General features: G+C 66.2%; 20 protein-coding genes and 1 pseudogene. 18 read left to right on the forward strand and 3 right to left on the reverse strand.

Features of this window, described 5'->3' with window-relative positions; all coding sequences use genetic code 11:
- Nucleotides 1-54 precede the first annotated feature (54 nt).
- Together AB4Y43_RS05120 and aqpZ are read right to left on the reverse strand one after the other, a co-directional pair.
- Complete coding sequence (locus AB4Y43_RS05120; RefSeq protein ID WP_368618536.1) at nucleotides 55-771, reverse strand: histidine phosphatase family protein; 717 nt, start codon at nucleotides 769-771, stop codon at nucleotides 55-57.
- A gap of 213 nt (nucleotides 772-984) precedes the next feature.
- Nucleotides 985-1731, reverse strand: a complete 747-nt coding sequence (gene aqpZ, locus AB4Y43_RS05125; RefSeq protein ID WP_069264385.1) for an aquaporin Z — start codon at nucleotides 1729-1731, stop codon at nucleotides 985-987.
- A 300-nt stretch (nucleotides 1732-2031) separates the two neighbouring features.
- Here aqpZ and AB4Y43_RS05130 point away from each other — a divergent pair, with 300 nt between their 5' ends.
- The gene (locus tag AB4Y43_RS05130) at nucleotides 2032-2328 is read left to right on the forward strand and encodes an H-NS family nucleoid-associated regulatory protein (protein WP_028203342.1); all 297 of its coding nucleotides are present in this window, start codon (nucleotides 2032-2034) and stop codon (nucleotides 2326-2328) included.
- Nucleotides 2329-2519: 191 nt separating this feature from the next.
- Here AB4Y43_RS05130 and AB4Y43_RS05135 read toward each other — a convergent pair whose 3' ends face one another.
- Nucleotides 2520-3584, reverse strand: coding sequence for a glycosyltransferase family 4 protein (locus AB4Y43_RS05135; protein ID WP_368727166.1), 1065 nt, complete (start codon nucleotides 3582-3584; stop codon nucleotides 2520-2522).
- Nucleotides 3585-4180: 596 nt separating this feature from the next.
- Between AB4Y43_RS05135 and flhD the strand changes: the two genes are divergently transcribed.
- From flhD to flhA, 17 genes and pseudogenes are all read left to right on the forward strand, one after another.
- On the forward strand, nucleotides 4181-4498 hold the full coding sequence (flhD, locus tag AB4Y43_RS05140; protein WP_069264381.1) for a flagellar transcriptional regulator FlhD: 318 nt from the start codon (nucleotides 4181-4183) through the stop codon (nucleotides 4496-4498).
- A gap of 106 nt (nucleotides 4499-4604) precedes the next feature.
- A complete protein-coding gene (gene flhC / locus AB4Y43_RS05145) occupies nucleotides 4605-5147 on the forward strand; it encodes a flagellar transcriptional regulator FlhC (RefSeq protein ID WP_069264379.1) in 543 nt (180 codons plus the stop codon).
- A gap of 362 nt (nucleotides 5148-5509) precedes the next feature.
- On the forward strand, nucleotides 5510-6370 hold the full coding sequence (gene motA / locus AB4Y43_RS05150; RefSeq protein ID WP_042265911.1) for a flagellar motor stator protein MotA: 861 nt from the start codon (nucleotides 5510-5512) through the stop codon (nucleotides 6368-6370).
- Between the two features lie 10 nt (nucleotides 6371-6380).
- Nucleotides 6381-7457, forward strand: coding sequence for a flagellar motor protein MotB (gene motB / locus AB4Y43_RS05155; RefSeq protein ID WP_069264376.1), 1077 nt, complete (start codon nucleotides 6381-6383; stop codon nucleotides 7455-7457).
- 13 nt (nucleotides 7458-7470) lie between these two features.
- Complete coding sequence (locus AB4Y43_RS05160; RefSeq protein ID WP_069264375.1) at nucleotides 7471-7845, forward strand: response regulator; 375 nt, start codon at nucleotides 7471-7473, stop codon at nucleotides 7843-7845.
- A 57-nt stretch (nucleotides 7846-7902) separates the two neighbouring features.
- Nucleotides 7903-10179, forward strand: coding sequence for a chemotaxis protein CheA (cheA, locus tag AB4Y43_RS05165; protein WP_069264374.1), 2277 nt, complete (start codon nucleotides 7903-7905; stop codon nucleotides 10177-10179).
- A gap of 57 nt (nucleotides 10180-10236) precedes the next feature.
- The gene (cheW, locus tag AB4Y43_RS05170; protein ID WP_028203349.1) at nucleotides 10237-10773 is read left to right on the forward strand and encodes a chemotaxis protein CheW; all 537 of its coding nucleotides are present in this window, start codon (nucleotides 10237-10239) and stop codon (nucleotides 10771-10773) included.
- 189 nt (nucleotides 10774-10962) lie between these two features.
- On the forward strand, nucleotides 10963-12825 hold the full coding sequence (locus AB4Y43_RS05175; RefSeq protein WP_342949203.1) for a methyl-accepting chemotaxis protein: 1863 nt from the start codon (nucleotides 10963-10965) through the stop codon (nucleotides 12823-12825).
- A gap of 228 nt (nucleotides 12826-13053) precedes the next feature.
- Nucleotides 13054-14001, forward strand: a complete 948-nt coding sequence (locus AB4Y43_RS05180) for a CheR family methyltransferase (RefSeq protein WP_069264370.1) — start codon at nucleotides 13054-13056, stop codon at nucleotides 13999-14001.
- Nucleotides 13998-14816 (forward strand): chemoreceptor glutamine deamidase CheD, encoded by an 819-nt coding sequence (gene cheD, locus AB4Y43_RS05185; protein ID WP_069264368.1) that lies wholly within the window; start codon nucleotides 13998-14000, stop codon nucleotides 14814-14816. The genes AB4Y43_RS05180 and cheD overlap by 4 nt, the downstream gene beginning before the upstream one ends.
- Complete coding sequence (locus AB4Y43_RS05190; RefSeq protein WP_141710660.1) at nucleotides 14813-15934, forward strand: chemotaxis response regulator protein-glutamate methylesterase; 1122 nt, start codon at nucleotides 14813-14815, stop codon at nucleotides 15932-15934. The genes cheD and AB4Y43_RS05190 overlap by 4 nt, the downstream gene beginning before the upstream one ends.
- Nucleotides 15935-16064: 130 nt before the next feature.
- Nucleotides 16065-16460, forward strand: a complete 396-nt coding sequence (cheY, locus tag AB4Y43_RS05195; RefSeq protein WP_028203354.1) for a chemotaxis response regulator CheY — start codon at nucleotides 16065-16067, stop codon at nucleotides 16458-16460.
- A 130-nt stretch (nucleotides 16461-16590) separates the two neighbouring features.
- Entirely contained in the window at nucleotides 16591-17247 is a 657-nt protein-coding gene (gene cheZ / locus AB4Y43_RS05200; protein ID WP_069264724.1) for a protein phosphatase CheZ, read from the forward strand.
- A gap of 312 nt (nucleotides 17248-17559) precedes the next feature.
- Nucleotides 17560-18060 carry a DUF2844 domain-containing protein gene (locus tag AB4Y43_RS05205; RefSeq protein WP_368727197.1) on the forward strand — a complete coding sequence of 167 codons (501 nt, stop codon included), beginning with the start codon at nucleotides 17560-17562 and terminating at the stop codon, nucleotides 18058-18060.
- A gap of 55 nt (nucleotides 18061-18115) precedes the next feature.
- Entirely contained in the window at nucleotides 18116-19363 is a 1248-nt protein-coding gene (locus tag AB4Y43_RS05210) for a DUF3443 domain-containing protein (protein WP_368727198.1), read from the forward strand.
- A 240-nt stretch (nucleotides 19364-19603) separates the two neighbouring features.
- Nucleotides 19604-20776: pseudogene (gene flhB / locus AB4Y43_RS05215) on the forward strand (flagellar biosynthesis protein FlhB); the annotation flags it as partial.
- Nucleotides 20777-20931: 155 nt separating this feature from the next.
- Nucleotides 20932-23031, forward strand: a complete 2100-nt coding sequence (gene flhA, locus AB4Y43_RS05220) for a flagellar biosynthesis protein FlhA (protein WP_368727167.1) — start codon at nucleotides 20932-20934, stop codon at nucleotides 23029-23031.
- Nucleotides 23032-23127: the final 96 nt, after the last annotated feature.

Here is a 23127-nt window from a genome sequence, read left to right on the forward strand (position 1 = left end):
GGTCGCTAGCGCCGCCACCACCTCGATTCCATTCGAACGATAACCGCGGGACGATTACTGCGCGGCGGGCAGTTGCGCGCACGGGCAGTCGTCCGCGCGACCGTCGAGCCCTTCGCGCTCGTGCGAGAAACGCGCGCGCGCGGCGCCGCCGCTCCAGTCGATACGCACCACGTAAATGCTGTCGAAGTCCGCGCTCTCCCAGCGCGGTACGTCGTTCGCGCTGCCGCCGTGCGCGGTGACGACGCGGCGTACGAGCGTCTCGATTTCCCGATGCTCCCATGCAACGAGCACGGTGCGGCCGCGCCACTGCGGATCGACGAGTGCGCTTTGCAGCGCGTCGATCTTCGAATAGCCATACGGCGTCTGGACCGGCATGCCGAACTGGATCGCGGTCGGCTCGATCGTCGCGAGCGGGCGCACGTAGTTGTAGGCATGGCCGTTGTCTTCCTTTTGCTCGCCGGGGTCGGGCGCGTAGATCGCATCGGGCTTGCCGTACTTGGCCGCGATCACGGCCGGCAGCGCAAGCGCTCGGTTCAGCCCCTTGCAGTTAAGTTGGCCGAATCCCTCTGGCGGCTTTTCACCGTGCCTCACGAAGATGAGCGTTTCGACGTTGCGCGTGGCTGGCGCGCTGCTCGCATTCGTCTGCGCTGTCTCGCCGGCGTTAGCGGCTCCGTTGGCGTGTGGCAGCGGCGCGCAGGCGCATAGCAGTGCGCTCAGCGCGGCGGCGAGCGTCGAGGCGATCCGGCCTGGCCGGGGGCGTGAGCGCTTCATGCTGGGCGTGATGCTCCAGGTCGCAAGACAATGGGAAGGTCGCCCGATTCTAGCAGCGCAGCCGTCACGGGCCCGGCCAGCAGCGCACCCGGAGCGCCCCGCGCTCAGCAAGACAAACGGGCGCCGAAGCGCCCGTTTGCAACTGCACGGAGAACGTGTCGCAATGCGGCGCGGCTCGGGCCGCGCGGACGTGTCAGCGCGCGTCAGAGGCCGTCAAGCCGTCTCGCGCGCGCCGACCGCCGCCACCGCTTCGCCCCGCCCCGCCACCGCCGGGTACACGATGCCTGCGATCACTGCGCCGACGATCGGCGCGACCCAGAACAGCCACAGCTGCGAGATCGCCTCGCCGCCCACGAACAGCGCGGGGCCGGTCGAGCGTGCCGGATTCACCGAGGTATTGGTGACGGGAATCGAGATCAGATGAATCAGCGTGAGGCACAGGCCGATGGCGATCGGCGCGAAGCCTGCGGGTGCGCGCTTGTCGGTTGCGCCGAGAATGACGAACAGGAAGACCGCGGTCATGACCGCTTCGCACACGAACGCGGCGCCCATGGCGTAGTGTCCCGGCGACTGCTCGCCGTAACCGTTGGTCGCGAAGCCGCTCGCGACGAGGTCGAAGCCGGGCTTGCCCGTCGCGATGAGCGCAAGCACGAAAGCGCCGATCACCGCGCCCACCACCTGCGCGGCGATATAGGGCACGAGGTCGCGCGCCGGGAAGCGGCCCGCCACGGTCAGGCCCACGCTCACGGCGGGATTCAGATGGCAGCCGGAAATGTGGCCGATGGCGTAGGCCATGGTGAGCACGGTCAGGCCAAAGGCGAGCGACACGCCCACGAACCCGATCCCGAGTCCGTGAACCGGCCCGGCGAAGTTGGCCGCGAGCACCGCGCTGCCGCAGCCGCCCAGAACGAGCCAGAAAGTGCCGATCAGTTCGGCGATGAGCCGCCTGGATAAGTGCATTGCGTGACACCTCGAAAAGTCGATTTTTGAAGGGGCCGCGTAAAGCACCGGCACCGGGAAATGCCAGATTCTAGGCAGTCGCCCTTTTCGATGCTGTCAAGGATTGTCAATTTCGACGTAATTGATCGAATTATTACGATCGATGTGTACGCAATTGCGCTGGAGCCGGTCGATCGTTAAATTGAAGAATAGCGTAAAAAGGCAGTATTAATAGCGATTGCGAATTCCGTTATTTACGTCTAATCTCCGATCGAGCCGGTTTCAAGAGCAGGTTTCAAGAGCAATGAAGGGGGAATAGAAATGTCGCAATATACAGAGATCAAGGCGCAGATCGCAAAACTCCAGGCTCAGGCCGAAGAGGCGCGGCGCACGGAGATCGCGGACGTCATCGCCACGATCCGGGAAAAGATCGCCGAATACGGCCTTTCCGCCCAGGACCTGGGCTTTGCCGAGGCCGCGCGCCGCGGGCGTCCGCCGAAAAAGGCGCCGCTGCCTGCGCGCTATCAGGACCCCAAGTCCGGCGCGACCTGGAGCGGCCGCGGCAAGCCGCCCAAGTGGATCGCGGGCAAGAACCGCGAACGCTACCTGATCGCCTGACGCATGCCGCCGGGGAACAGCCCGGCCGTCATAGCGGTGTAGCCGAAAATGCAAAAAGAGCCGCATGTTTCATGCGGCTCTTTTTTGTGAGTCTTCTGTAATCAACGCGTAATGGCGCTATTCAGCGACTCGCAAACGATTCACATCGCGCATTCGTCTGGATTTATCGCGAAATCTGGAATGCTTCGCACTCAACCGGCGGCGACGCGACGCAGTACCGGACGCTGCGCGGCTTCGATCAGCGCCGTATAAGTGTCGACATAATTGCCGGCCATGATGTGCGACGTAAAGCGGTGTTCGAACTGGTTGCGAATCGCCACGCGCGAAAGCGAATCGACACTCTGGAGCGCGGCCACGGCGCCTTGCACGTCCTCGACGACATAGCCCGTCACGCCCGGGTCGATCACTTCCGGCACCGAACCGCGATTGAAGGCGATCACCGGCGTGCCGCACGCCATCGCCTCGATCATCACGAGGCCGAACGGCTCGGACCAGTCGATCGGGAACAGCAGCGCTTTCGCACCCGAAAGGAACGCGGGCTTCTGCTCTTCGTTGATCTCGCCGACGAACTCCACGTGGGCCTGCGAAAGCAGCGGCTCGATCTCGGTCTTGAAGTAGTCCTGGTCGACCTTGTCGACCTTGGCGGCGATCTTCAGCGGCAGGCCGGAGAGCGCGGCGATCTTGATCGCCGTGTCCACACGCTTTTCCGGGCAGATCCGGCCGAGGAACGCCAGGTACTCGGGCTTGCGATCAGCTTGCGGCGTGAGCAGGTTCTTTGGCAGTCCGTGATAGATCGTGTTCTGCCACGCGGCCTGCGGCAACGGCTGGCGCTGCGAGTCCGAAATCGAGATGACCGGTGCGTTCGGGAACTGCTCGAATACCGGTTGCAGCTCCGGCAGGTCGAGGCGGCCGTGGAGCGTCGTCACGAACGGCGTGTCCATGGTCGTGAAAAGCGGGAACGGCAGATAGTCGAGGTGGAAGTGCAGCACGTCGAATTCGTGCGCGACGCGGCGCACGCGCTCGAGCAGCACCATGTGCGGCGCCAGCGCGTCGCGGATCGTGGGGTCCAGACGCAGTGCGCGCGGCCAGGCGGCTTCGAGGTTTGCCGAGGTGACCGAATCGCCGCTGGCGAACAGCGTCACGTCGTGGCCGAGGTCGACCAGCGCTTCGGTCAGGTAGGACACGACGCGCTCGGTGCCGCCATAAAGCTTGGGCGGAACGGCTTCATAAAGTGGCGCAATTTGTGCGATTCGCATTGTTCGATCTCCTGGCAAAAAAGCCGCGTGTGCAACGAACTCTGTGATGCGGCACTGCGGCGGTACAACGGTATCGGGTTATCCCTGAGACCGATTATGGCCATTTCGCGGCCCGACACACGCGGTTTTGCAAACGCTTAAAGTTGTTACAGCGGGATACAGCAGGTGTAAGAGGCCATTGCAAAGCGTGACGCGGCTTGGGCGCGCATTGCGCAAGCCGCGTGCCCGCTGCGCCGAAACAAGGGTCAAAAGGCAGGGCGCGAGTGACGCGCGCGCAGCGAATACCACCCACGCGTGACGCATCCATGAAAAAGCCTATAATCAACCGATAAATCCGCGGCCTATGCGCACGACATGACGCGCCCCGCCTCCCGCCGCTGCTCCCGCCTCTTTGTCAGAAAAATTCCTACACGTTTGCGAAACTTTTTCTCGCAACGCGTCGCGGCATCCGTCCGATTTCCATTTGTTCCCGCCCCAGCCACAATGGACCCACGACCATAAACAGGCCGTTCGGATGCACTTGGGTTGTATCTGGGCGAGCAAACGTTTTCCGCGGGCGGTCTGACCAGCCGCCGCGATTTGATTCGGGGGAATCCATGAGCGCGACGACGCACAGCGACATGCTCAATGAGATCAAGGAAGTGAACCTGTCGTATCTGTTGCTCGCGCAACGTCTTTTGCGCGAGGACAAGCCGACGGGCATGTTCCGTATGGGCATCTCCGAGCAGTCTGCCGAGGTGCTCGCTAATCTCACTTTCGCGCAGACCGTACGCCTTGCCGCATCGAACCAGCTGCTTTGCCGCTTCCGGTTCGACGACCACGCCATCCTGAGCGCGCTTGCCGACAAGGGCAAAACCGCGCTGACGCACTCGGCGATCATCATGGCGGGCCAGGACGTCGAACAGATCGGCTGAACCGCTTCGCCCAGCGCCGCAGCGCGCTGCGGCGCATTGCACCCTTGCTGCCCGCGAACGGCGGCAGGGGCCAGGCGCATTCCATTGCGGCTTCCAACGGGTGTCTATGGCGACAAAGAGTGTGGTGCAGGAGGTAAAAGAGATCGCGCTCGCAATCGAGCTGATCGAACTGGGCGCGCGTTTGCAACTGCTCGAAGCGGAGACCTCGCTCTCGCGCGACCGGCTCATCCGGCTTTACAAGGAAGTGAAGGGCGAGTCGCCGCCCAAGGGCATGCTGCCGTTTTCGACCGACTGGTTCATGACCTGGCAGCCCAACGTCCATTCCTCGCTGTTCTACAACACGTTCATGTTCATGAGCCGCCACGCGCGCTGCGAGCCGATCCACGCGATCGTGAAGAGCTACCGGCTCTATCTCGAGCACCTGCGGCTGCATGACGAAACGCCCGCGCTGAGCCTCACGCGCGCCTGGACGCTCGTGCGCTATTTCACCTCGGGCCTCCTGCAGATGACGCCATGCAGCCGTTGCGGCGGCCGCTACGTCGCTCACGCGCACGACCCGCAGCGTGGCTTCGTCTGCGGGCTGTGCCAGCCGCCCTCGCGGGCGGGGCGCACACGGCGCAACGCGCTTGCGTCGCAGATCGCCGCTTGAGGCAGATCAACGCCGCTTGACCCTGATCGATGCGGTTTGCCGCACTCCATGCAGGCCGGGACTCCGGATAAACCCGGCCCGTCCCGGCGCAGAGGCCCTGCGGCTTCGCCGGAAGGCGCGTGCCGCAAGCGCGCCGCGTCGTCGCACGCAGTCATAGACACGAATTGCAATCCCTTCCCGCGCGGCTTTGCGAACCGGCCCCAGATTCATCCGGCATGTCGACGTCGAGCAGACGGCAGACGCCCGGCCGGCTTACGATCCGCGCCCATTCAAACCCAAAGTTTTTCGCGCCGTTGCCGTAAACCCAGCTAAGGGCGCGGGCCGACGGCGGTTCGCGGCGCATTTCTAGTGAGGACCCGGCAGTGCTGATTATCGTTGGAACCCTCTTGACGATCCTTTGCGTCTTCGGCGGCTACGCACTCGAGGGCGGCCATCTCGCTGCACTCATGCAGCCGATGGAACTGCTCATGATCGGTGGTGCTGGCGTCGGCGCGTTCATCCTCGGCAACGGCATCAAGACCATCAAGGCCACCTTGCGCGTGCTTCCCACGCTGTTCAAGGGCGCCAAATACAACAAGGACGTGTACATGGAGCTGCTCGCGCTGCTCTATGTCCTGCTCGCGAAGGCGCGAAAGGAAGGCACGCTCACGCTCGAAGCGGATATCGACGATCCGCAGAAGAGCCCGATCTTCACGCAGTATCCGAAGATCCTGGCCGACCACCACATCGTCGAATTCCTCACCGACTACCTGCGTCTCATGGTGGGCGGCAACATGAACGCCTTCGAGATCGAAAGCCTCATGGACGAGGAAATCGAAACGCACCACGCCGAAGGCGAGGCGCCTGCCCACGCGCTCGCGAAGGTGGGCGACGCGATGCCGGCGTTCGGTATCGTCGCGGCGGTGATGGGCGTGGTTCACACCATGGCGTCCGCCGACAAGCCGCCCGCAGTGCTCGGCGAGATGATCGCCCAGGCGCTGGTCGGCACCTTCCTCGGCATTCTGCTTTCGTACGGCCTGATCGGCCCGCTCTCGAGCCTCGCGGAGCAGCGCGTGACCGAGTCGACCAAGATGTTCCAGTGCATCAAGGTCACGATCCTCGCGAGCCTGAACGGCTACGCGCCGGCGATTGCCGTGGAGTTCGGCCGCAAGGTGCTGTTCTCGACCGAGCGTCCGTCGTTCACGGAACTCGAAGAGCACGTGCGCCGCGTGAAGGCGAAGTAAGGGACGGCCCATGAGCAACAACAAGGACCGCGCAATCGTCGTCAAGCGCGCCGCGCCGAAGAAGGCCGGCCATCATGGCGGCGCGTGGAAGCTCGCCTACGCGGACTTCATGACCGCGATGATGGCGTTCTTTCTGCTGATGTGGCTGCTTTCGTCGGCTTCGACGGTGCAGTTGAAGGGCATCGCCGACTACTTCAACCAGCCGATGAAGATCACGCTCTGGGGCGGCGACCGCAGCGCGGAAGACTCGAGCATCCTGAAGGGCGGCGGCCGTGACATCTCGTCGCAGGACCAGGGCGTCACGCGCCGCAGCGACGGCGCGACCGAGCGCTCCGAGCGCAACCAGTCGAAGCACAACGACGACGACGCCACGAAGCAGCTCGAAGGCTCGCTCGAACGCAAGGAGCAGGTGCGCCTGCACGACCTGCAAGTCAAGCTGATGGCGGCGATCGAGGCGAATCCGGTGCTGCGCCAGTTCAAGCAGCAGATCCGCATCGACTCCACGCTGCAGGGCCTGCGCATCGAGATCGTCGACTCGCAGAAGCGCCCGATGTTCGCCACCGCGCGCGACGTGGTCGAGCCGTACATGCGCGACATCCTGCAGGCGATCGGCAAGACGCTCAACGACGTGCCCAACCGCATCGTCGTGCAGGGCCACACCGACGCCGTGCCCTACGCCGGCGGCGACAAGGGCTATAGCAACTGGGAGCTTTCCGCCGACCGCGCGAACGCATCGCGCCGCGAGCTGATCGCGGGCGGCATGGACGAATCGAAGGTGTTGCGCGTGCTCGGTCTCGCTTCCACGCAGAACCTGAACAAGGCCGATCCGCTCGACCCGGAGAACCGCCGCATCAGCATCATCGTATTGAACAAGAAGTCCGAAGACGCGCTCATGCACGACGACTCGACCACCACCACGCTCTCCGACGACGCAGCGGGCTCGGGCAAGAGCCTGCCCGCGCTCACGCCGGACGCCGGCATGGGCCGGGCGGCGCCGGCGCCGGTCGCGATCGCGCCGAAGGTGGCGACCACGGTGGCGCCGGTGGGGCCGGCGGTCGCCCCGGCCGTCGCGCCGGCAGCGCAATGACAACGAGGAACGGATGATCAGGAACATTCTGGCGATCGACGATTCGGTGTCCATGCGGGAGATCCTGCAGGCGGCGCTCGGCTCGGCAGGCTACGAGGTGACGGTGGCGAGCGACGGCGAAGAAGGGCTCGAGCATGCGCTCGCCCAGCGCTTCGATCTCGTGCTTACCGACCTTTACATGCCGCGCATGGGCGGGCTCGACCTGATCAAGCAGTTGAGGGCGAATCCTTCGTACTTCGAAACGCCCATCCTCGTGTTGACCACGGAATCGGACGAAGGCTTCAAGGCAGCCGTACGCGACGCAGGCGCGACCGGCTGGATCGAAAAACCGGTGGACCCCGAGCTGCTCGTCGATCTGGCGAGCGCACTCGGCGAGGCCCACCCTTGAGGTGCCGCGCGGCGAGCGACCAGGCACCCCCCAGGCAATTAACGCGGTGAAAGAGCAATGACTCTCGACATCACTCAGTTCTATCAGACGTTTTTCGACGAGGCGGACGAGCTGCTCGCTCAGATGGAGCAGCTTCTCCTGAACCTGAACGTCGGTCGCCCGGATCCCGAGGATCTGGCGGCGATCTTCCGCGCGGCGCACTCGATCAAGGGTGGCGCGGCGACGTTCGGCTTCACGGCCTTGACCGAGACGACCCACATTCTCGAATCGCTGCTCGACCGCGCTCGCAACAACGAGCTCGTGCTGCGCAAGGACATGATCGACACGTTCCTCGAAACGAAGGACGTGCTTTCCGACCAGCTCGGCGCCTACCGCGCGAGCGCCGAGCCCGATGCGCAGGCAGCGGCCGCCGTGCGCACCAAGCTCGAGCGCCTCTACGCGGAAAGCCGCGGCGTACCCGCGCCTGAACCCGCACCGGCGCCGGCCCCCGCGCCCGCACCGGCTGCGCAGGCGAGCGCCGGCGATTCGGAAGAAGATCTCGAAGCCGCTTTCGAAATGCACAGCACGCTGGCCTCGGCAGGTTCGGGCGCGCCCGAGCACGTCGTGAGCGAGGCGATCGATGCGGCAGCGTCGGCGCCCGCAGCCGGCGCCGACGCTGCGGTGGAAGGTCCGCACCTGCGCGTCACGCTGCGTGCCGTCGACGCGAAGGACCAGGAGCTGCTCGTCGAAGAGCTCGGCAACCTCGGCCGCATTCTCGGCCAGGTGAAGACCGGCGACGACCTCACGCTGTGGCTCGAAACCGATGTGACCTCCGATGACATCATCGCGGTGTGCTGCTTCGTGATCGACGAGAAACAGATTTCGATCGGCCGTGGCGCCGCGCCGCAGGGCGACGCGCAACCGGCTGCGGCCGCACCCGCCGCCGCGCCCGCGGCAACACCGGCCGCGCCTCCCGCGGCACCGATGGCTGCGGCCCCTGCTGCGAGCGCCGTGATCCCGGCCCCGCCGCCCGCCGCGCATGCCGAACAAGACATGCCGCGCCCGCCCGCGAGCGCCCCGGCGCCCGCGCAAGCCGAAGGCGAGCGCAAGGCGCGACCGGCCGCCGCCGCCGCATCGGCGGAAGGCAGTTCGATTCGCGTGGGCGTCGAAAAGGTCGACCAGCTGATCAACCTCGTGGGCGAACTCGTCATCACGCAGGCCATGCTCGCGGAAACCACCAGCACGTTCGACCCGGCGCTGCACGACCGTCTCTACAACGGCATGGCGCAGCTCGAGCGCAACGCCCGCGATCTGCAGGAAGCGGTGATGTCGATCCGCATGATGCCGATGGATTACGTCTTCAGCCGCTTCCCGCGTCTCGTGCGCGATCTCGCGGCGAAGCTCGGAAAGGAAGTCGAGCTTGTCACCTTCGGTCAGGCGACCGAACTCGACAAGAGCCTGATCGAGCGCATCATCGACCCGCTCACGCACCTCGTGCGCAACTCGCTCGACCACGGCATCGAAACCGTGGAAGCGCGCCGCGCCGCGGGCAAGGACGCCACGGGCCAGCTCGTGCTGTCCGCCGCGCACCACGGCGGCAACATCGTGATCGAGGTGAGCGACGACGGCGCGGGCCTGCGCCGCGACAAGATTCTCGCCAAGGCGATCAAGCAGGGCATGCAGGTGAGCGACAGCATGTCCGACGACGAGGTCTGGAACCTCATCTTCCTGCCCGGCTTCTCGACCGCCGAGCAGGTGACGGACGTTTCGGGCCGCGGCGTGGGCATGGACGTGGTGAAGCGCAACATCCAGGCGATGGGCGGCCACGTGGAAATCACCTCGCACGCGGGCAAGGGCAGCACCACGCGCATCGTGCTGCCGCTCACGCTGGCGATTCTCGACGGCATGTCGGTGAAGGTCGGCAGTGAGATCTTCATCCTGCCGCTGAACTTCGTGATGGAGTCGCTGCAGCCGCGCCACGAAGACATCTACACGGTCACCAACGGCGACCGCGTGGTGCGCGTGCGCGGCGAGTATCTCCCGCTCGTGGCGCTGCATCAGGCGTTCAACGTCGAAGGCGCGCGCACGGACCCGACGCAGGGCATCGTCACGATCATGGAAACCGAAGGTCGTCGCTTCGCCATGCTGATCGACGAACTGGTCGGCCAGCAACAGGTCGTGGTGAAGAACCTGGAAACGAACTACCGCAAGGTGCACGGCATTTCGGCGGCGACCATTCTCGGCGACGGCAGCGTCGCGCTGATCGTCGACGTGGCCGCGCTCAATCGCGAGACGCGCGCCACGCATGGCGTAAGCGCCAGCGCAAATTCGGGTGCGTTCGCCGAATTCGCGTAATCGCGATGAAGTCCGGACGCACTCAATCCATCATCTCCCAACCGTTCAGGGGCTAACGTGGCAGAAGTCCAATCGATTCAAGGCAACGGCGCGCACGGCGCGATTGCCGGCGCGCAACGCCGCGACGCGCTGCAGGCCGACGCAGGCGGCCAGGAATTCCTCGTCTTCACCCTCGGCGCGGAAGAGTACGGCATCGACATCCTGAAGGTGCAGGAAATCCGCGGCTACGACAGCGTGACGCGCATCGCGAACGCGCCCGACTTCATCAAGGGCGTGATCAACCTGCGCGGCATCATCGTGCCGATCGTCGACATGCGCATCAAGTTCCATCTGGGCCGCGTCGAGTACGACCACCAGACGGTCGTCATCATCCTGAACGTCGCGCATCGCGTGGTCGGCATGGTGGTGGACGGCGTCTCGGACGTGCTCACGCTGCAGATGGAGCAGATCATGCCGGCGCCCGAATTCGGCGCGACGCTCACGACCGAGTACCTTACGGGCCTCGGCACTGTGGAAGGCCGCATGCTGATCCTGATGGACATCGAAAAACTGATGACGAGCCGCGAAATGGCTCTGATCGAGGCGCTGGTCTAACGCGCCGAGAGTTAAACCGGGGGGCCGCGAGGCCAGCGTGAGAGAGAGCGGAAAGCCGCCGCCAAAGAGCGGCAAGCCGCCTTCGTTTTCGCGCGCGCTTCGTGCAGGGGCCCGGGCGTCGCCGTGCCTATGCCGGCCGCGCTTGACCGCACAGCCCGCCCCGATTCGTACAGGACAGGAGCAAACGAGATGCTGCAAAGATGGTCGATCCGCACGACGCTCACGGGCGTCGGGGTCATTCTGGTTGCGCTGACCGTGCTGGTCGGCACACTCGGGCTCGTCGCGCTCGGGCGTGCGAGCGATGCGTTCACCGAAATCGTGCGAGGCGATCTCGTGGCGATGCATGCGCTGAACGACGCGTCGTCGTATCTGCTGCGCACGCGTGTCGCGATCGACCGCGCCAGCGCGCTCACGGCAGCAGGCCAGGCCGACGATGCGAAGAAGGTGATCGATCGCGCCCAGGAATTGCTCGGCAAATCCAACGAAGCCTGGCAAGCGTTCCAGAACGCGCCGAAGGGCGGTCTCGACGCCGCCGCGCTCGACGCGCTCGCGGCAAAGCGCGCCACGCTCATGCAAGACGGCGTGCAGCCCGAATTCGCGGCCCTGCGCGCAAACGATCAACCGGCCTATCACGCCATCGCCGACACGAAGATCAGTCCGATGTTCGTCGATTACGACAACGTCGCCGGTCCGCTCGCGCAGGCCCTGGAACAAAGCGCGCAGGCTCGCGAGGCTGGCGCGCACGACAAGATCGCCGTCATGCGCATCGCGATTGGCGCGGCGATCGCCGTGGCGCTCGTGCTCGTCGTGGTGATCCGCTTCGCCATGCGCGGCCTCATCGTGCAGCCGCTCGAGGACGCAGTGACGTGCTTCGAGCGCATCGCCCACGGCGATCTCACGCAGCCGGTCACGGTCTACAGCGACAACGAGATCGGGCGTCTGTTCAGCGGCATCAAGCGCATGCAGGAAAGCCTCGTCACGCTCGTGAGCGCGGTGCATACGGGCGCAAGCTCGATCGACGTGGGCGCGCGCGAGATCGCCATGGGCAACACCGATCTCTCGCAGCGCACCGAGCAGCAGGCCGCTTCGCTGCAGGAAACGGCGTCGAGCATGGAGCAGCTCACCGGCACCGTGCGCCAGAACGCGGAGAACGCGCGTCAGGCGAGCCAGCTGGCCGTCAACGCCTCCGACATCGCGACGCGCGGCGGCGAGGTGGTGGGTGAAGTCGTGAACACGATGCAGGGCATCGCGGCGAGTTCGGCGAAGGTCGTGGACATCATCAGCGTGATCGAAGGCATCGCGTTCCAGACCAACATTCTTGCGCTCAACGCGGCCGTGGAAGCGGCGCGCGCGGGCGAGCAGGGCCGCGGCTTCGCCGTGGTGGCCGGTGAAGTGCGCAGCCTCGCGCAGCGCAGCGCCAGCGCGGCGAAGGAAATCAAGGAACTCATCAACGACTCGGCCGAGAAAGTGCAAAGCGGCTCGCAGCTCGTGGGCCGCGCAGGCGCGACGATGGAAGAAATCCTTCAGGCCGTGCGTCGCGTGACCGACATCATGGGTGAGATCAGCGCGGCGTCCGAGGAGCAGTCGGGCGGCATCGAGCAGGTCAACCGCGCCGTCACACAGATGGACACCGTCACGCAGCAGAACGCGGCGCTCGTGGAGCAGGCGGCCGCTGCGGCCGCGTCGCTCGAAGAGCAGACGCGCCAACTGCAGAACGTGCTCGGCACGTGGACGACGGGCGGCGCGTCGGCGCGCAGCGTGGGTGCAGGTCCGGCTCGCGTCACGCCGGCCGCGCCGGTTGCCGCGAAACGCGCGACGCCGTCTTCGGCTGCGGCGGGGGCGAAGCCCGCGGCGGCAACGTCGTCGTCGGCGTCGGTCGCAACGTCGGCGGCACCGGCGGACACCGCGAAGCCTGCGACAAAGCCCGCTGCGCAACCGGCAAACAAGGCGGTGGCAAAGCCTGCAGCGAAACCGGCCGCGCCTGCGCGCGGCGAGACGTACGTGAGCACGGCAGCATCCGCTTCGGACGATTCGGACTGGGAAACGTTCTGATCGAACGCGGCATGGAAGAGTAGTGAAGTACTGAACACGACGAGCAACTGCAATGCACATGAGCGCTACACAACGGCAAGACCTGCCGCGCCGGGCCCCACGGCCCGCGCGTGCTGCGCAGGCCGCCCATGCGCCGCACGCATTGCAACCGGGCAGGCGCGGCGCGCAGCAGTCCTGCGCCGCGGTATCCCATGCAGTGGGCGGCGCGCAATGCGAAGGAGCATCAGCATGAAAGCGCTGCGAAATACGCGCCAGGACGCCGGCGAGACGGGCGGTTCGGGCGTCGAGAGCAACCGCGATTTCGATTTCACCTCGGCGGACTTCGAGCGCATTCGCGCGCTCATTCACCGCCGCGCGGGCATCTCGCTCTCGGACCACAAGCGTGACATGGCATACAGCCGCCTTGCGCGGCGCCTGCGTACGCTCGGCCTCGACAGTTTTCGCGAGTACCTCGACCAGCTCGAAGCGCGCAACGACGCGACCGAGTGGGAAGCGTTCACGAACGCGCTCACCACGAACCTCACCGCGTTTTTCCGCGAGGCGCATCACTTCCCGATCCTCGCGGATTTCGTGAAGCGCAGGGCGGGGGTGGCAGGTGCGCAGCCGGTTTCGGTGTGGTGTTCGGCGGCTTCGACGGGCGAAGAGCCGTATTCGATCGCGATGACGCTCGTCGAAGCGCTCGGCGACCGCGCCGCGCGCGAGGCGCGCGTGCTCGCCACCGACCTCGACACCCAGGTGCTCGCCAAGGCCGACGCGGGCGTCTACTCGTTCGACCAGGTGAAGCATCTGTCGCCGGAGCGTCTGAAGCGCTTCTTCTTCAAGGGCACCGGCTCGCACTCGGGACTCGTGAAGGTGCGCCCGGAGCTGCGCGCGATGGTCAAGTTCGAGCAGCTCAATCTCACCGACGCGGACTACGGCTTGCGCACGACGTTCGACGCGATCTTCTGCCGCAACGTGATGATCTATTTCGACAAGCCGACCCAGGCACAGGTGCTCACGCGCTTCGAGCCGCTCATGAAGCCGGACGGCCTGCTGTTCGCGGGCCACTCGGAGAACTTCACCTACGTCACGCAGGCGTTCCGTCTGCGCGGCCAGACGGTGTACGAACTCACGCGCGGCGCCGCTGCCAGTGCCGCGCCGCGCCGCGCGAACGACGCGCTCGGAGTGCCCGCATGAGCGCCCGCCTTCCGATCGCGACGAACCGCTATTTCGACGCGCATTTCCAGCGCCCCGGCGTCAAGCTGCTGCCCAACGAGTTCTACACGACGGGCGAGGACATGGTGCTCGTCACGGTGCTTGGCTCGTGCGTGGCGGCCTGCATTCAGGACCGCACCGCCGGCATCGGCGGCATGAACCACTTCATGCTCCCCGACGACGGCGCGGACTCCGCCCACGCCCTCACCGGCGCCTCCGACGCCATGCGCTACGGCGCCTACGCGATGGAAGTGCTCATCAACGAGTTGATCAAGGCGGGTGGCCGCCGTGAGCGTTTCGAGGCCAAGGTGTTCGGCGGCGCGGCGGTGCTCGCGGGCATGACGACGATGAACATCGGCGACCGCAACGCCGTGTTCGTGCGCCGCTATCTCGCGACCGAGAACATCCGCATCGTGGCCGAGGACCTGCAAGGTTCGCATCCGCGCAAGGTGGCCTTCCTGCCGCGCACGGGCCAGGTGATGGTCAAGAAGCTGCGTCTCTCGCAGGACACGAGCGTGGCCGAGCGCGAGCAGCAGCTCGCCGCGCAAACCGCCGAAGCGCGCGCCGAGCGGCTCGCGCGGGCGCGGGCGCGCGTCGAGCTGTTCGGCGTCGGCGGCGCGGGGCGCGCGGGCCCGGGCGCCACGTCGCCGGCAGCAAACTCGGCAGCTCATACGCCCCAGATTTCCCAATCCCAGCCGCAGGGCGCGCGCCCTCGCATCGAGCTGTTCGGCTCGAGCGTGTCGTCCGCGCTGCGCGCATCCGGTCAAGACAACGCCAGGACAGTAGAGGAGGCGTGAACGCTGTGCAAAAAATCAAGGTTCTCTGCGTCGACGATTCGGCGCTGATCCGCAGTTTGATGACGGAAATCATCAACAGTCAGCCCGATATGACGGTCGTCGCCACCGCGCCCGATCCGCTCGTCGCGCGCGAGCTGATCAAGCAACACAACCCCGACGTGCTCACGCTCGACGTGGAAATGCCGCGCATGGACGGCCTCGACTTCCTCGAGAAGTTGATGCGTCTGCGGCCCATGCCGGTCGTGATGGTGTCGTCGCTCACCGAGCGCGGCAACGAAATCACGCTGCGCGCGCTCGAACTGGGCGCCGTCGACTTCGTGACGAAGCCGAAGGTCGGCATTCGCGACGGCATGCTCGAATACTCGGAAAAGCTCGCCGACAAGGTGCGCGCCGCCGCGCGCGCCCGCGTGCGTGCGCACCATGCGCCCGCCGCCGCATCGGCGGGCGCGGCAGCGCACGCGCACGGCCACGCCGCTGCGCACCCCGCAGGCCCGGCGCCGATGATCAACAACCCGCTCGTCTCGACCGAAAAGCTCGTGATCGTCGGCGCGTCGACGGGCGGCACCGAGGCAATCCGCGAAGTGCTGCAACCGCTGCCGCCCGACGCGCCCGCGGTGCTGATCGCGCAGCACATGCCGCCCGGTTTCACGAAGTCGTTCGCACAGCGCCTGAACGGGCTGTGCCGCATCACCGTCAAGGAAGCGGAGCACGGCGAACGGGTGCTGCCCGGCCACGCCTACATCGCGCCGGGCCACGCACACCTCTTGCTCGCACGCAGTGGCGCGAACTACATCGCGCATCTGTCCGACGACCCGCCGGTCAACCGGCACCGTCCGTCGGTCGACGTGCTGTTTCGCTCCGCGGCGCTGCACGCGGGCAAGAACGCCATCGGCGTGATTCTCACGGGCATGGGCCGCGACGGCGCAGCCGGGCTGCTCGAAATGCGCCAGGCCGGTGCGTACACGCTCGCGCAGGACGAGGCGAGCTGCATCGTGTTCGGCATGCCGCGCGAAGCCATCGCCATGGGTGGCGCCGACGAGATCGCCTCGCTCTCCGACATGAGCCGGCGCGTGATGACCCGACTCGCGTCGATGGGCGACAGGGTTCAGCGCGTCTAAGAAAATGCCGATATAGAGAGATCATGCAGGCCGCAAACGCTTGCTCGATCGCTCGCGATTAATTTATCTGGATAGGCACTGCGCTTCTCTGGATAATTGCCCGGGTTTTCGCCTGGAGGAATGGAACGTGATGGATAAGGGAATGAAGATTCTGGTGGTGGACGATTTTCCGACGATGCGCCGGATTGTCCGCAACCTGCTCAAGGAACTGGGCTACTCGAACGTCGACGAAGCCGAAGACGGTGCAGCGGGCCTCGCCCGTCTGCGCGGCGGCAACTACGAGTTCGTGATCTCGGACTGGAACATGCCGAACCTCGACGGTCTCGCCATGCTCAAGGAGATCCGCGCCGACGCCAACCTGACGCATCTGCCGGTGCTGATGGTGACGGCCGAGTCGAAGAAGGAGAACATCATCGCTGCGGCGCAGGCTGGCGCGAGCGGCTACGTGGTGAAGCCGTTCACGGCCGCCACGCTCGACGAGAAGCTCAACAAGATTCTCGAGAAGATGGCCAAGACGGGGAGCTGACGTGAACGAGCCCATCAGTGAGCAGTCCGGCGCTCATTCCGGTGAGTGGCCGGAAGCCGATGGCATCGAGCCGCTCCCGCAGCCGCCCGAGTTCGACTTCGAGCCGTCCGCCGCGGGCGAAGCCGGCGAGCTGGCGACGGACCGCATCCTCGCGCGCATCGGACACTTGACGCGCAGCCTGCGCGACTCGATGCGCGAACTCGGCCTCGACAAGCATGTGGAGCGCGCCGCCGAGGCGGTGCCCGACGCGCGCGACCGGCTGCGCTATGTCGCGAACATGACCGAGCAGGCCGCCGAGCGTGTGCTGACCGCGATCGACATCGCCAAGCCGCTGCAGGAAACGCTCGAACGCGACGCGAAGGAACTGACGAGCCGCTGGGCGACCTGGTACGACGCGCCGATCGGCCGCGAGGAAGTGCGCCAGCTGATGGACGACACGCGCGCCTTCGTGGATGGCGTGCCGCAAGCCACCGCGGCGACCAACGAGCAACTCCTCGCGATCATGCTCGCTCAGGATTTCCAGGACCTGACGGGCCAGGTGATCAAGAAGATCATGGACGTGGTCTATCTGATCGAGCAGCAGTTGCTCACCGTGCTGGTCGAGAACATCGCGCCGGAGCGGCGCGAGCAGTTCGCGGCGACGGCGGCGGCGCTCGCGGAGACCCAGAGCAGCACGGGCAGCCCCGAAGGCCTGCTCAACGGCCCGCAGATCAATCCGGAAGGCAAGACCGACGTCGTGCAGGACCAGGCGCAGGTCGACGATCTGCTCGCAAGTCTCGGGTTCTGACCCCTAACGTGCAGCTAATCGTTCGGTTAGCTGCCGCATGTAGTCCAAGGCGGGCATACTAGTGCTCATGTCTTCGTGCCCTGCGGCGGCGAACGTCGCGGTGGGGCAACGAAGCATAGCCAGCCGTTGCCCGTCCTGCTGCGTCCCGCCGCGACCTTCCCGCGCGGCCCCGCCAGCGTATGGTGCAACGCGCCATCGCAACAGGGAGGGGACGCCTTGTATCCATACACATCGTTCTGTGGCAAGGCGGCGCGCTCGTTTGCGCGCCGCGTCAAACGCGGCCGCGCACCCGGCGCGGCGCTTCTCGGTTCCCTGCTTGGTGTGCTGCTCGCGGCGCCGGCGGCTCACGCCGCGCTCGGCGGTGCGCCCATGCCCACGCCGGCGGGCGCGAACGTCAGCACCCTGAGCGCCGCTTCGGCGGCAGCCGCGGCCGGCAACGCCTCGGCCGTTGCGCGCGCAGCGGCGCAAGGCGCGGCGTCTGGCGCTTCCACGACTCCCGCCTATACCGTTCAGCAGACGACGCTCGCCAACGGCACCGTCGTGCGCGAGTATCTCTCGCAGGCCGGCACCGTATTCGGCGTGGCCTGGGACGGCCCGCAGATGCCCAATCTCGCCACGCTGCTGGGCGGCTATTTTTCCCAGTACACGGCCGGCGTGAAGGCGAGCCACGCCGCCGGTCACGTGCGCGGGCCGGGCGTGGTCGAAAACTCGAACGTCGTGGTGCATTCGGGCGGCCACATGGGCGCCTTCTCCGGGCAGGCATGGCTGCCGCAGGCGCTGCCTGCGGGCGTCAGCGCCTCCGATATCCAGTGACGAGCGGAGGCCGAACGTGCTGACTTCAGTGCTGACTTCACGCTATTCGCGCAACGTGTGGCTGCGCCCTTTCCGGTTCCTTTCGGGCGCCGCGCTCGTTGCCCTGGTTTCGCTCGTCGCCGCCTGCGGGGGCGGGGGCGGCAGCAGCGGTAGCAGTAGCAGCAGCTCGAGCGGCAGCAGTGGCGGCAGCGGCTCCGCGGTTCCCAGTCCCACACAGCAGCCCACCGCGGCTACCGCCGCGAATACCGTGGGCGTCGTCGTCAATCGCGGACTGACCGGCACGCTGCCCAACATTCCCACTGTCAGCGTGACGATCTGCGTGGCCGGCACGAGCACCTGCGAGACCGTCGACAACATTCAGGTCGATACGGCGTCGTTCGGGCTGCGCCTGCTCGCGTCGGCGCTGCCGAACCTGTTGGGCTCGCTGCCCAAGGCGACGGCCAACGGCGGCACCCTCGCCGAATGCACGGCCTTCGCCGACGGCTACACGTGGGGCACGGTGCGTCCCGCCGACGTGAAGATCGGCGGCGAAACGGCGTCCAATATTCCGATCCAGATCATCGGCGACCTGAACTCGAACACGGTGCCGTCGGCGTGCGCGAGCTTCGGCAGCGCGCAGGACACGGTGCAGGACCTGGGCGCGAACGGCATTCTCGGTATCGGCGTTGCGCCTTATGACAACCTCGGCACTTATTACTCCTGCCCCGGCGACACGAACTGCGTCACGGCAACGGTCACGCAAACCCAGCTGGTGGCCAATCCGGTGCCCAGATTCGGCACGGACGGCAACGGCGTGATCCTCGAGATGGCCCCCGTATCCGATAACGGCGCGCCCAGTGCGACGGGCACGCTCGTGTTCGGCATCGGTACGCAGTCGAACAACGCGATGACCGCCGCGCAAAGCTACAACACGGACTCGTGGGGCAGGCTCAGCTCCACGTTCAACGGGCGCACGCTCCAGACCTTCCTCGACTCGGGTTCGAACGCGATCTTCTTCGTCGACAGCGCCCTGCCGCAGTGTGGCGGCAATCTCGGCACGTTCTATTGCCCTACGTCCACCCAGTCCTTCAGCGCTGCACTCGCGTCCAATAACGGCGCAACGACGGGCACCGCGACCTTCAATGTCGCGAACGCGAACGCATTGCTCGGCAGCGGCGCTAACTATGCGGCCAACAACCTGGCAGGGCAGTTCGGGTCGGCCGCGGCGCTCGACCTGGGGTTGTCGTTCTTCTATGGCCGCTACGTGTACTACGGCATGGACATGAGCGCGTCCGGCGGCAAGGCGCCGTTCGTCGCGTTCTGAAATCGCGGGCGCTGAGGGTGCGTAGGCCGTGAAAGTTGGCGGCCCGCGAGCGCGCGCGCATCGTGTGCCGGCGTTCGCCGATGATGCCGCCCGGTTCCATCGGCCGAAATACCCTGATTTCCCCGTCCTACTCCGTCAATCGCCGCTTGGCTTGCGCGGCAATAATCGCTGTCACTGAAAAAGGGCGCGCGCCAGCCGCGCAGCCGCGACGAGCGGCGCGTGCCCGCGACCGGAGCATGCGTGGCTGAGGACAGCGACCTCGAGAAAACCGAATCCGCCACTCCCAAGCGCCTCGAAAAGGCGCGGGAGGAGGGGCAGGTTCCGCGTTCCCGGGAGCTGGCGACATTCGCGCTGCTCTCGGCGGGCTTCTATGGCACGTGGATGCTCTCCGGCACGATCGGCGAGCATCTGCAAGCCATGATGCGCGGCGCGTTCTCGTTCAATCACGCGGGGGCGTTCGAAACCAGCCGCATGCTGATCGGCGCCGGCGTCGCGGCGCGCGAAGGTCTCATGGCGCTCATGCCGGTGCTCGCGCTCACGGGGCTCGCCGCGCTGCTCGCGCCGATGGCGCTCGGCGGCTGGCTCATCTCGACGAAGGCGCTGCAGCCGAACTTCGGCCGCCTCAATCCGATGTCGGGGCTCGGGCGGATCTTCTCCGTGAACGGGCCGATCCAGCTCGGCATGTCGCTCGCCAAGACGCTCGTGGTGGGCGTGATCGGCGGCTGGGCGCTGTGGAGCCGGCGCGACGAGATTCTCGGGCTCGCCATGCAGCCCGCGCCGCGCGCGTTCGCCGACGCGATGCATCTGATCGGCGTGTGCTGCGGCATGACGGTCGCCGGCATGTTCGTGGTCGCCGCGCTCGACGTGCCGTACCAGCTCTGGTCGTACTACCGCAAGCTGCGCATGACCAAGGAAGAAGTGAAGCGCGAGCACAAGGAAAACGAAGGCGATCCGCACGTGAAGGGGCGCATTCGCCAGCAGCAGCGCGCCGCCGCGCGCCGCCGCATGATGACTCAGGTGCCCAAGGCCGACGTGGTCGTGACCAACCCGACGCACTTCGCCGTCGCGCTCAAGTACGCCGATGGCGAGATGCGCGCGCCGAAGGTCGTCGCCAAGGGCGTGAACCTCGTGGCCGCGCGCATCCGCGAGATCGCGACCGAGAACAACGTGCCGCTGCTCGAAGCGCCGCCGCTCGCCCGCGCGCTCTATTACAACGTCGACATCAACCGGGAAATTCCGGGTCCGCTCTACGGCGCGGTCGCCCAGGTGCTGGCGTGGGTCTATCAGCTCAAGCGCTTTCGCGAGCATGGCGGCGACGTGCCGATGGAGCCGACCGACCTCGACGTGCCACCCGAAATGGACAAGGGCGCGATGAGTGACGAAGACGAAGCCAGCGAAGCCGAAGAAGCCCTCACCCCCGAGGAGCGCGCGGCCGCCGAGGCCGCCAGTCGCGCGAACGCGGCAAATTCCACGAACGCAGCGAACGCGGCGAACGCAAACAACGCATCGAATACCGCTGGCCGCGCCGATGACAATCCGGCGCGCGACGGCACTGAAGGAGCAACAGAATGAACGCCCGCACCGGTTTCCTCGCGCGGCGCCCGGAGATGCTGCAAGGCACGAATCTGCGCGCGCTGGCGGGACCGATCCTGATCTGCATGATCCTCGGCATGATGATCCTGCCGTTGCCGCCGTTCCTGCTGGATCTGCTGTTCACTTTCAACATCGCGCTTTCGGTGATGGTGCTGCTCGTCAGCATGTACACCATGAAGCCGCTCGACTTCGCGGCGTTCCCGAGCGTGCTGCTGTTCTCCACGCTCCTGCGGCTCTCGCTGAACGTGGCCTCCACGCGGATCGTGCTGCTCGAAGGCCACACCGGCCCGGGCGCCGCGGGCCAGGTGATCGAGTCGTTCGGCCACTTCCTCGTGGGCGGCAACTTCGCCGTAGGTATCGTGGTGTTCGTGATCCTCATGGTCATCAACTTCATGGTGATCACGAAGGGCGCGGGTCGTATCGCCGAAGTGTCCGCGCGCTTCACGCTCGACGCGATGCCCGGCAAGCAGATGGCGATCGACGCCGACCTGAACGCGGGCCTCATCAACGAAGAAGCGGCCCGCAAGCGCCGCAGCGAGATTGCCCAGGAAGCCGAGTTCTACGGCTCGATGGACGGTGCGAGCAAGTTCGTGCGCGGCGACGCCATCGCCGGCCTGCTGATCATGGTGATCAACATCGTGGGCGGCCTGATCGTGGGCGTCGTGCAGCACGGCATGCCGCTCGCCTCGGCGGGCGAGACCTACACGCTGCTGACCATCGGTGACGGCCTCGTCGCACAGATTCCGTCGCTCGTGATCTCGACGGCGGCCGGCGTGATCGTCTCGCGCGTGGCGACCAACGAAGACATCGGCACGCAGCTCACCGGCCAGCTCTTCACGAACCCGCGCGTGCTGATGATCACGGGCGCGATCATCGTCATGATGGGCCTGATTCCGGGCATGCCGCACTTTGCGTTTCTGCTGCTCGGCGGCGGTGCGATCCAGCTCGGCCGCACGCTGAAGAAGAACGCCGCAGCGAAGAAGGCGAGCGCCGTGATCGCCGACGCCGCGCCCGCCACGCTTGCGCCCGTAGAAAACGCCGAGGCGACGTGGGACGACGTGGCGCTCATCGACACGCTCGGCCTCGAAGTGGGCTACCGCATCATTCCGCTCGTCGACAAGAACACCGACGGCGAGCTGCTCAAGCGCATCAAGAGCATCCGCAAGAAGTTCGCGCAGGAAATCGGCTTCTTGCCGCCCGTCATCCATATTCGCGACAACCTGGAGCTGCGCCCGAACGCCTACCGGATTGCATTGAAGGGCGTGGAAGTGGGCACGGGCGAGGCCTACCCGGGCCAGTGGCTCGCGATCAACCCGGGCCAGGTGAGCGCAGTGCTGCCCGGCACGCCGACCACGGACCCGGCGTTCGGCCTGCCCGCCGTGTGGATCGATTCGAACGTGCGCGAGCAGGCGCAGGTGTTCGGCTACACGGTGGTGGATTCGAGCACGGTGGTGGCGACGCACCTGAATCACCTCGTCGTCATGCACGCGGCCGAACTGCTCGGGCGCCGCGAAGTCCAGGCGCTGCTCGAGCGCGTGCAGAAGGACACGCCTTCGCTCGTGGACGACCTCGTGCCGAAGGTGCTGCCGGTCACGACGCTGCAGAAGGTGCTGCAGAACCTGCTGGAAGAAGGCGTGCCGATCCGCGACATGCGCACGATCATGGAATCGCTCGCGGAGCACACGCCGCGCATCACCGACGCCCACGAGCTGACGGCGGCGGTGCGCATCGCGCTCGGCCGCGCGATCACGCAGCAATGGTTTCCCGGCAACGCCGACATGCAGGTGATGGGCCTCGACGCGAACCTCGAGCGCGTGCTGTCGCAGACGCTCACCTCGGGCCCGAACCCAGGCCTCGAACCGGGTCTCGCGCACACGCTGCTCACGCAGACCGAGCAGGCGATGGGGCGTCAGCAGGCGCTGGGTCTCGCGCCGGTGATGCTGGTGCAGCACGCGCTGCGGCCCATGCTGTCGCGCTTCCTGCGCCGCAGTCTGCCGCAGCTCAAGGTGCTGTCGTATGCCGAGGTGCCCGATACGCGCAACGTGAAGGTGGTGAACGTGATCGGGGCGCACTGATCGCGCTGCCGTATCTGGACGAGAAAAAGCCCGCTTCTTGCGGGCTTTTTCGTTAGCCGCGCCGCGTGCGAGCCTTTCTGCACGTAATTTTTGCCT

The sequence above is a fragment of the Paraburkholderia sp. BR10872 genome, assembly GCF_040965835.1.
GTDB classification, from domain to species: Bacteria; Pseudomonadota; Gammaproteobacteria; order Burkholderiales; family Burkholderiaceae; genus Paraburkholderia; species Paraburkholderia nodosa_A.

Coding starts and splice junctions, on each gene's coding strand:
- AB4Y43_RS05120 (WP_368618536.1), bottom strand. CDS start 771: ATGAAGCGCTCACGCCCCCGGCCAGGCCGGATCGCCTCGACGCTCGCC.
- aqpZ (WP_069264385.1), bottom strand. CDS start 1,731: ATGCACTTATCCAGGCGGCTCATCGCCGAACTGATCGGCACTTTCTGG.
- AB4Y43_RS05130 (WP_028203342.1), top strand. CDS start 2,032: ATGTCGCAATATACAGAGATCAAGGCGCAGATCGCAAAACTCCAGGCT.
- AB4Y43_RS05135 (WP_368727166.1), bottom strand. CDS start 3,584: ATGCGAATCGCACAAATTGCGCCACTTTATGAAGCCGTTCCGCCCAAG.
- flhD (WP_069264381.1), top strand. CDS start 4,181: ATGAGCGCGACGACGCACAGCGACATGCTCAATGAGATCAAGGAAGTG.
- flhC (WP_069264379.1), top strand. CDS start 4,605: ATGGCGACAAAGAGTGTGGTGCAGGAGGTAAAAGAGATCGCGCTCGCA.
- motB (WP_069264376.1), top strand. CDS start 6,381: ATGAGCAACAACAAGGACCGCGCAATCGTCGTCAAGCGCGCCGCGCCG.
- AB4Y43_RS05160 (WP_069264375.1), top strand. CDS start 7,471: ATGATCAGGAACATTCTGGCGATCGACGATTCGGTGTCCATGCGGGAG.
- cheA (WP_069264374.1), top strand. CDS start 7,903: ATGACTCTCGACATCACTCAGTTCTATCAGACGTTTTTCGACGAGGCG.
- AB4Y43_RS05175 (WP_342949203.1), top strand. CDS start 10,963: ATGCTGCAAAGATGGTCGATCCGCACGACGCTCACGGGCGTCGGGGTC.
- AB4Y43_RS05180 (WP_069264370.1), top strand. CDS start 13,054: ATGAAAGCGCTGCGAAATACGCGCCAGGACGCCGGCGAGACGGGCGGT.
- cheD (WP_069264368.1), top strand. CDS start 13,998: ATGAGCGCCCGCCTTCCGATCGCGACGAACCGCTATTTCGACGCGCAT.
- cheY (WP_028203354.1), top strand. CDS start 16,065: ATGGATAAGGGAATGAAGATTCTGGTGGTGGACGATTTTCCGACGATG.
- flhA (WP_368727167.1), top strand. CDS start 20,932: ATGAACGCCCGCACCGGTTTCCTCGCGCGGCGCCCGGAGATGCTGCAA.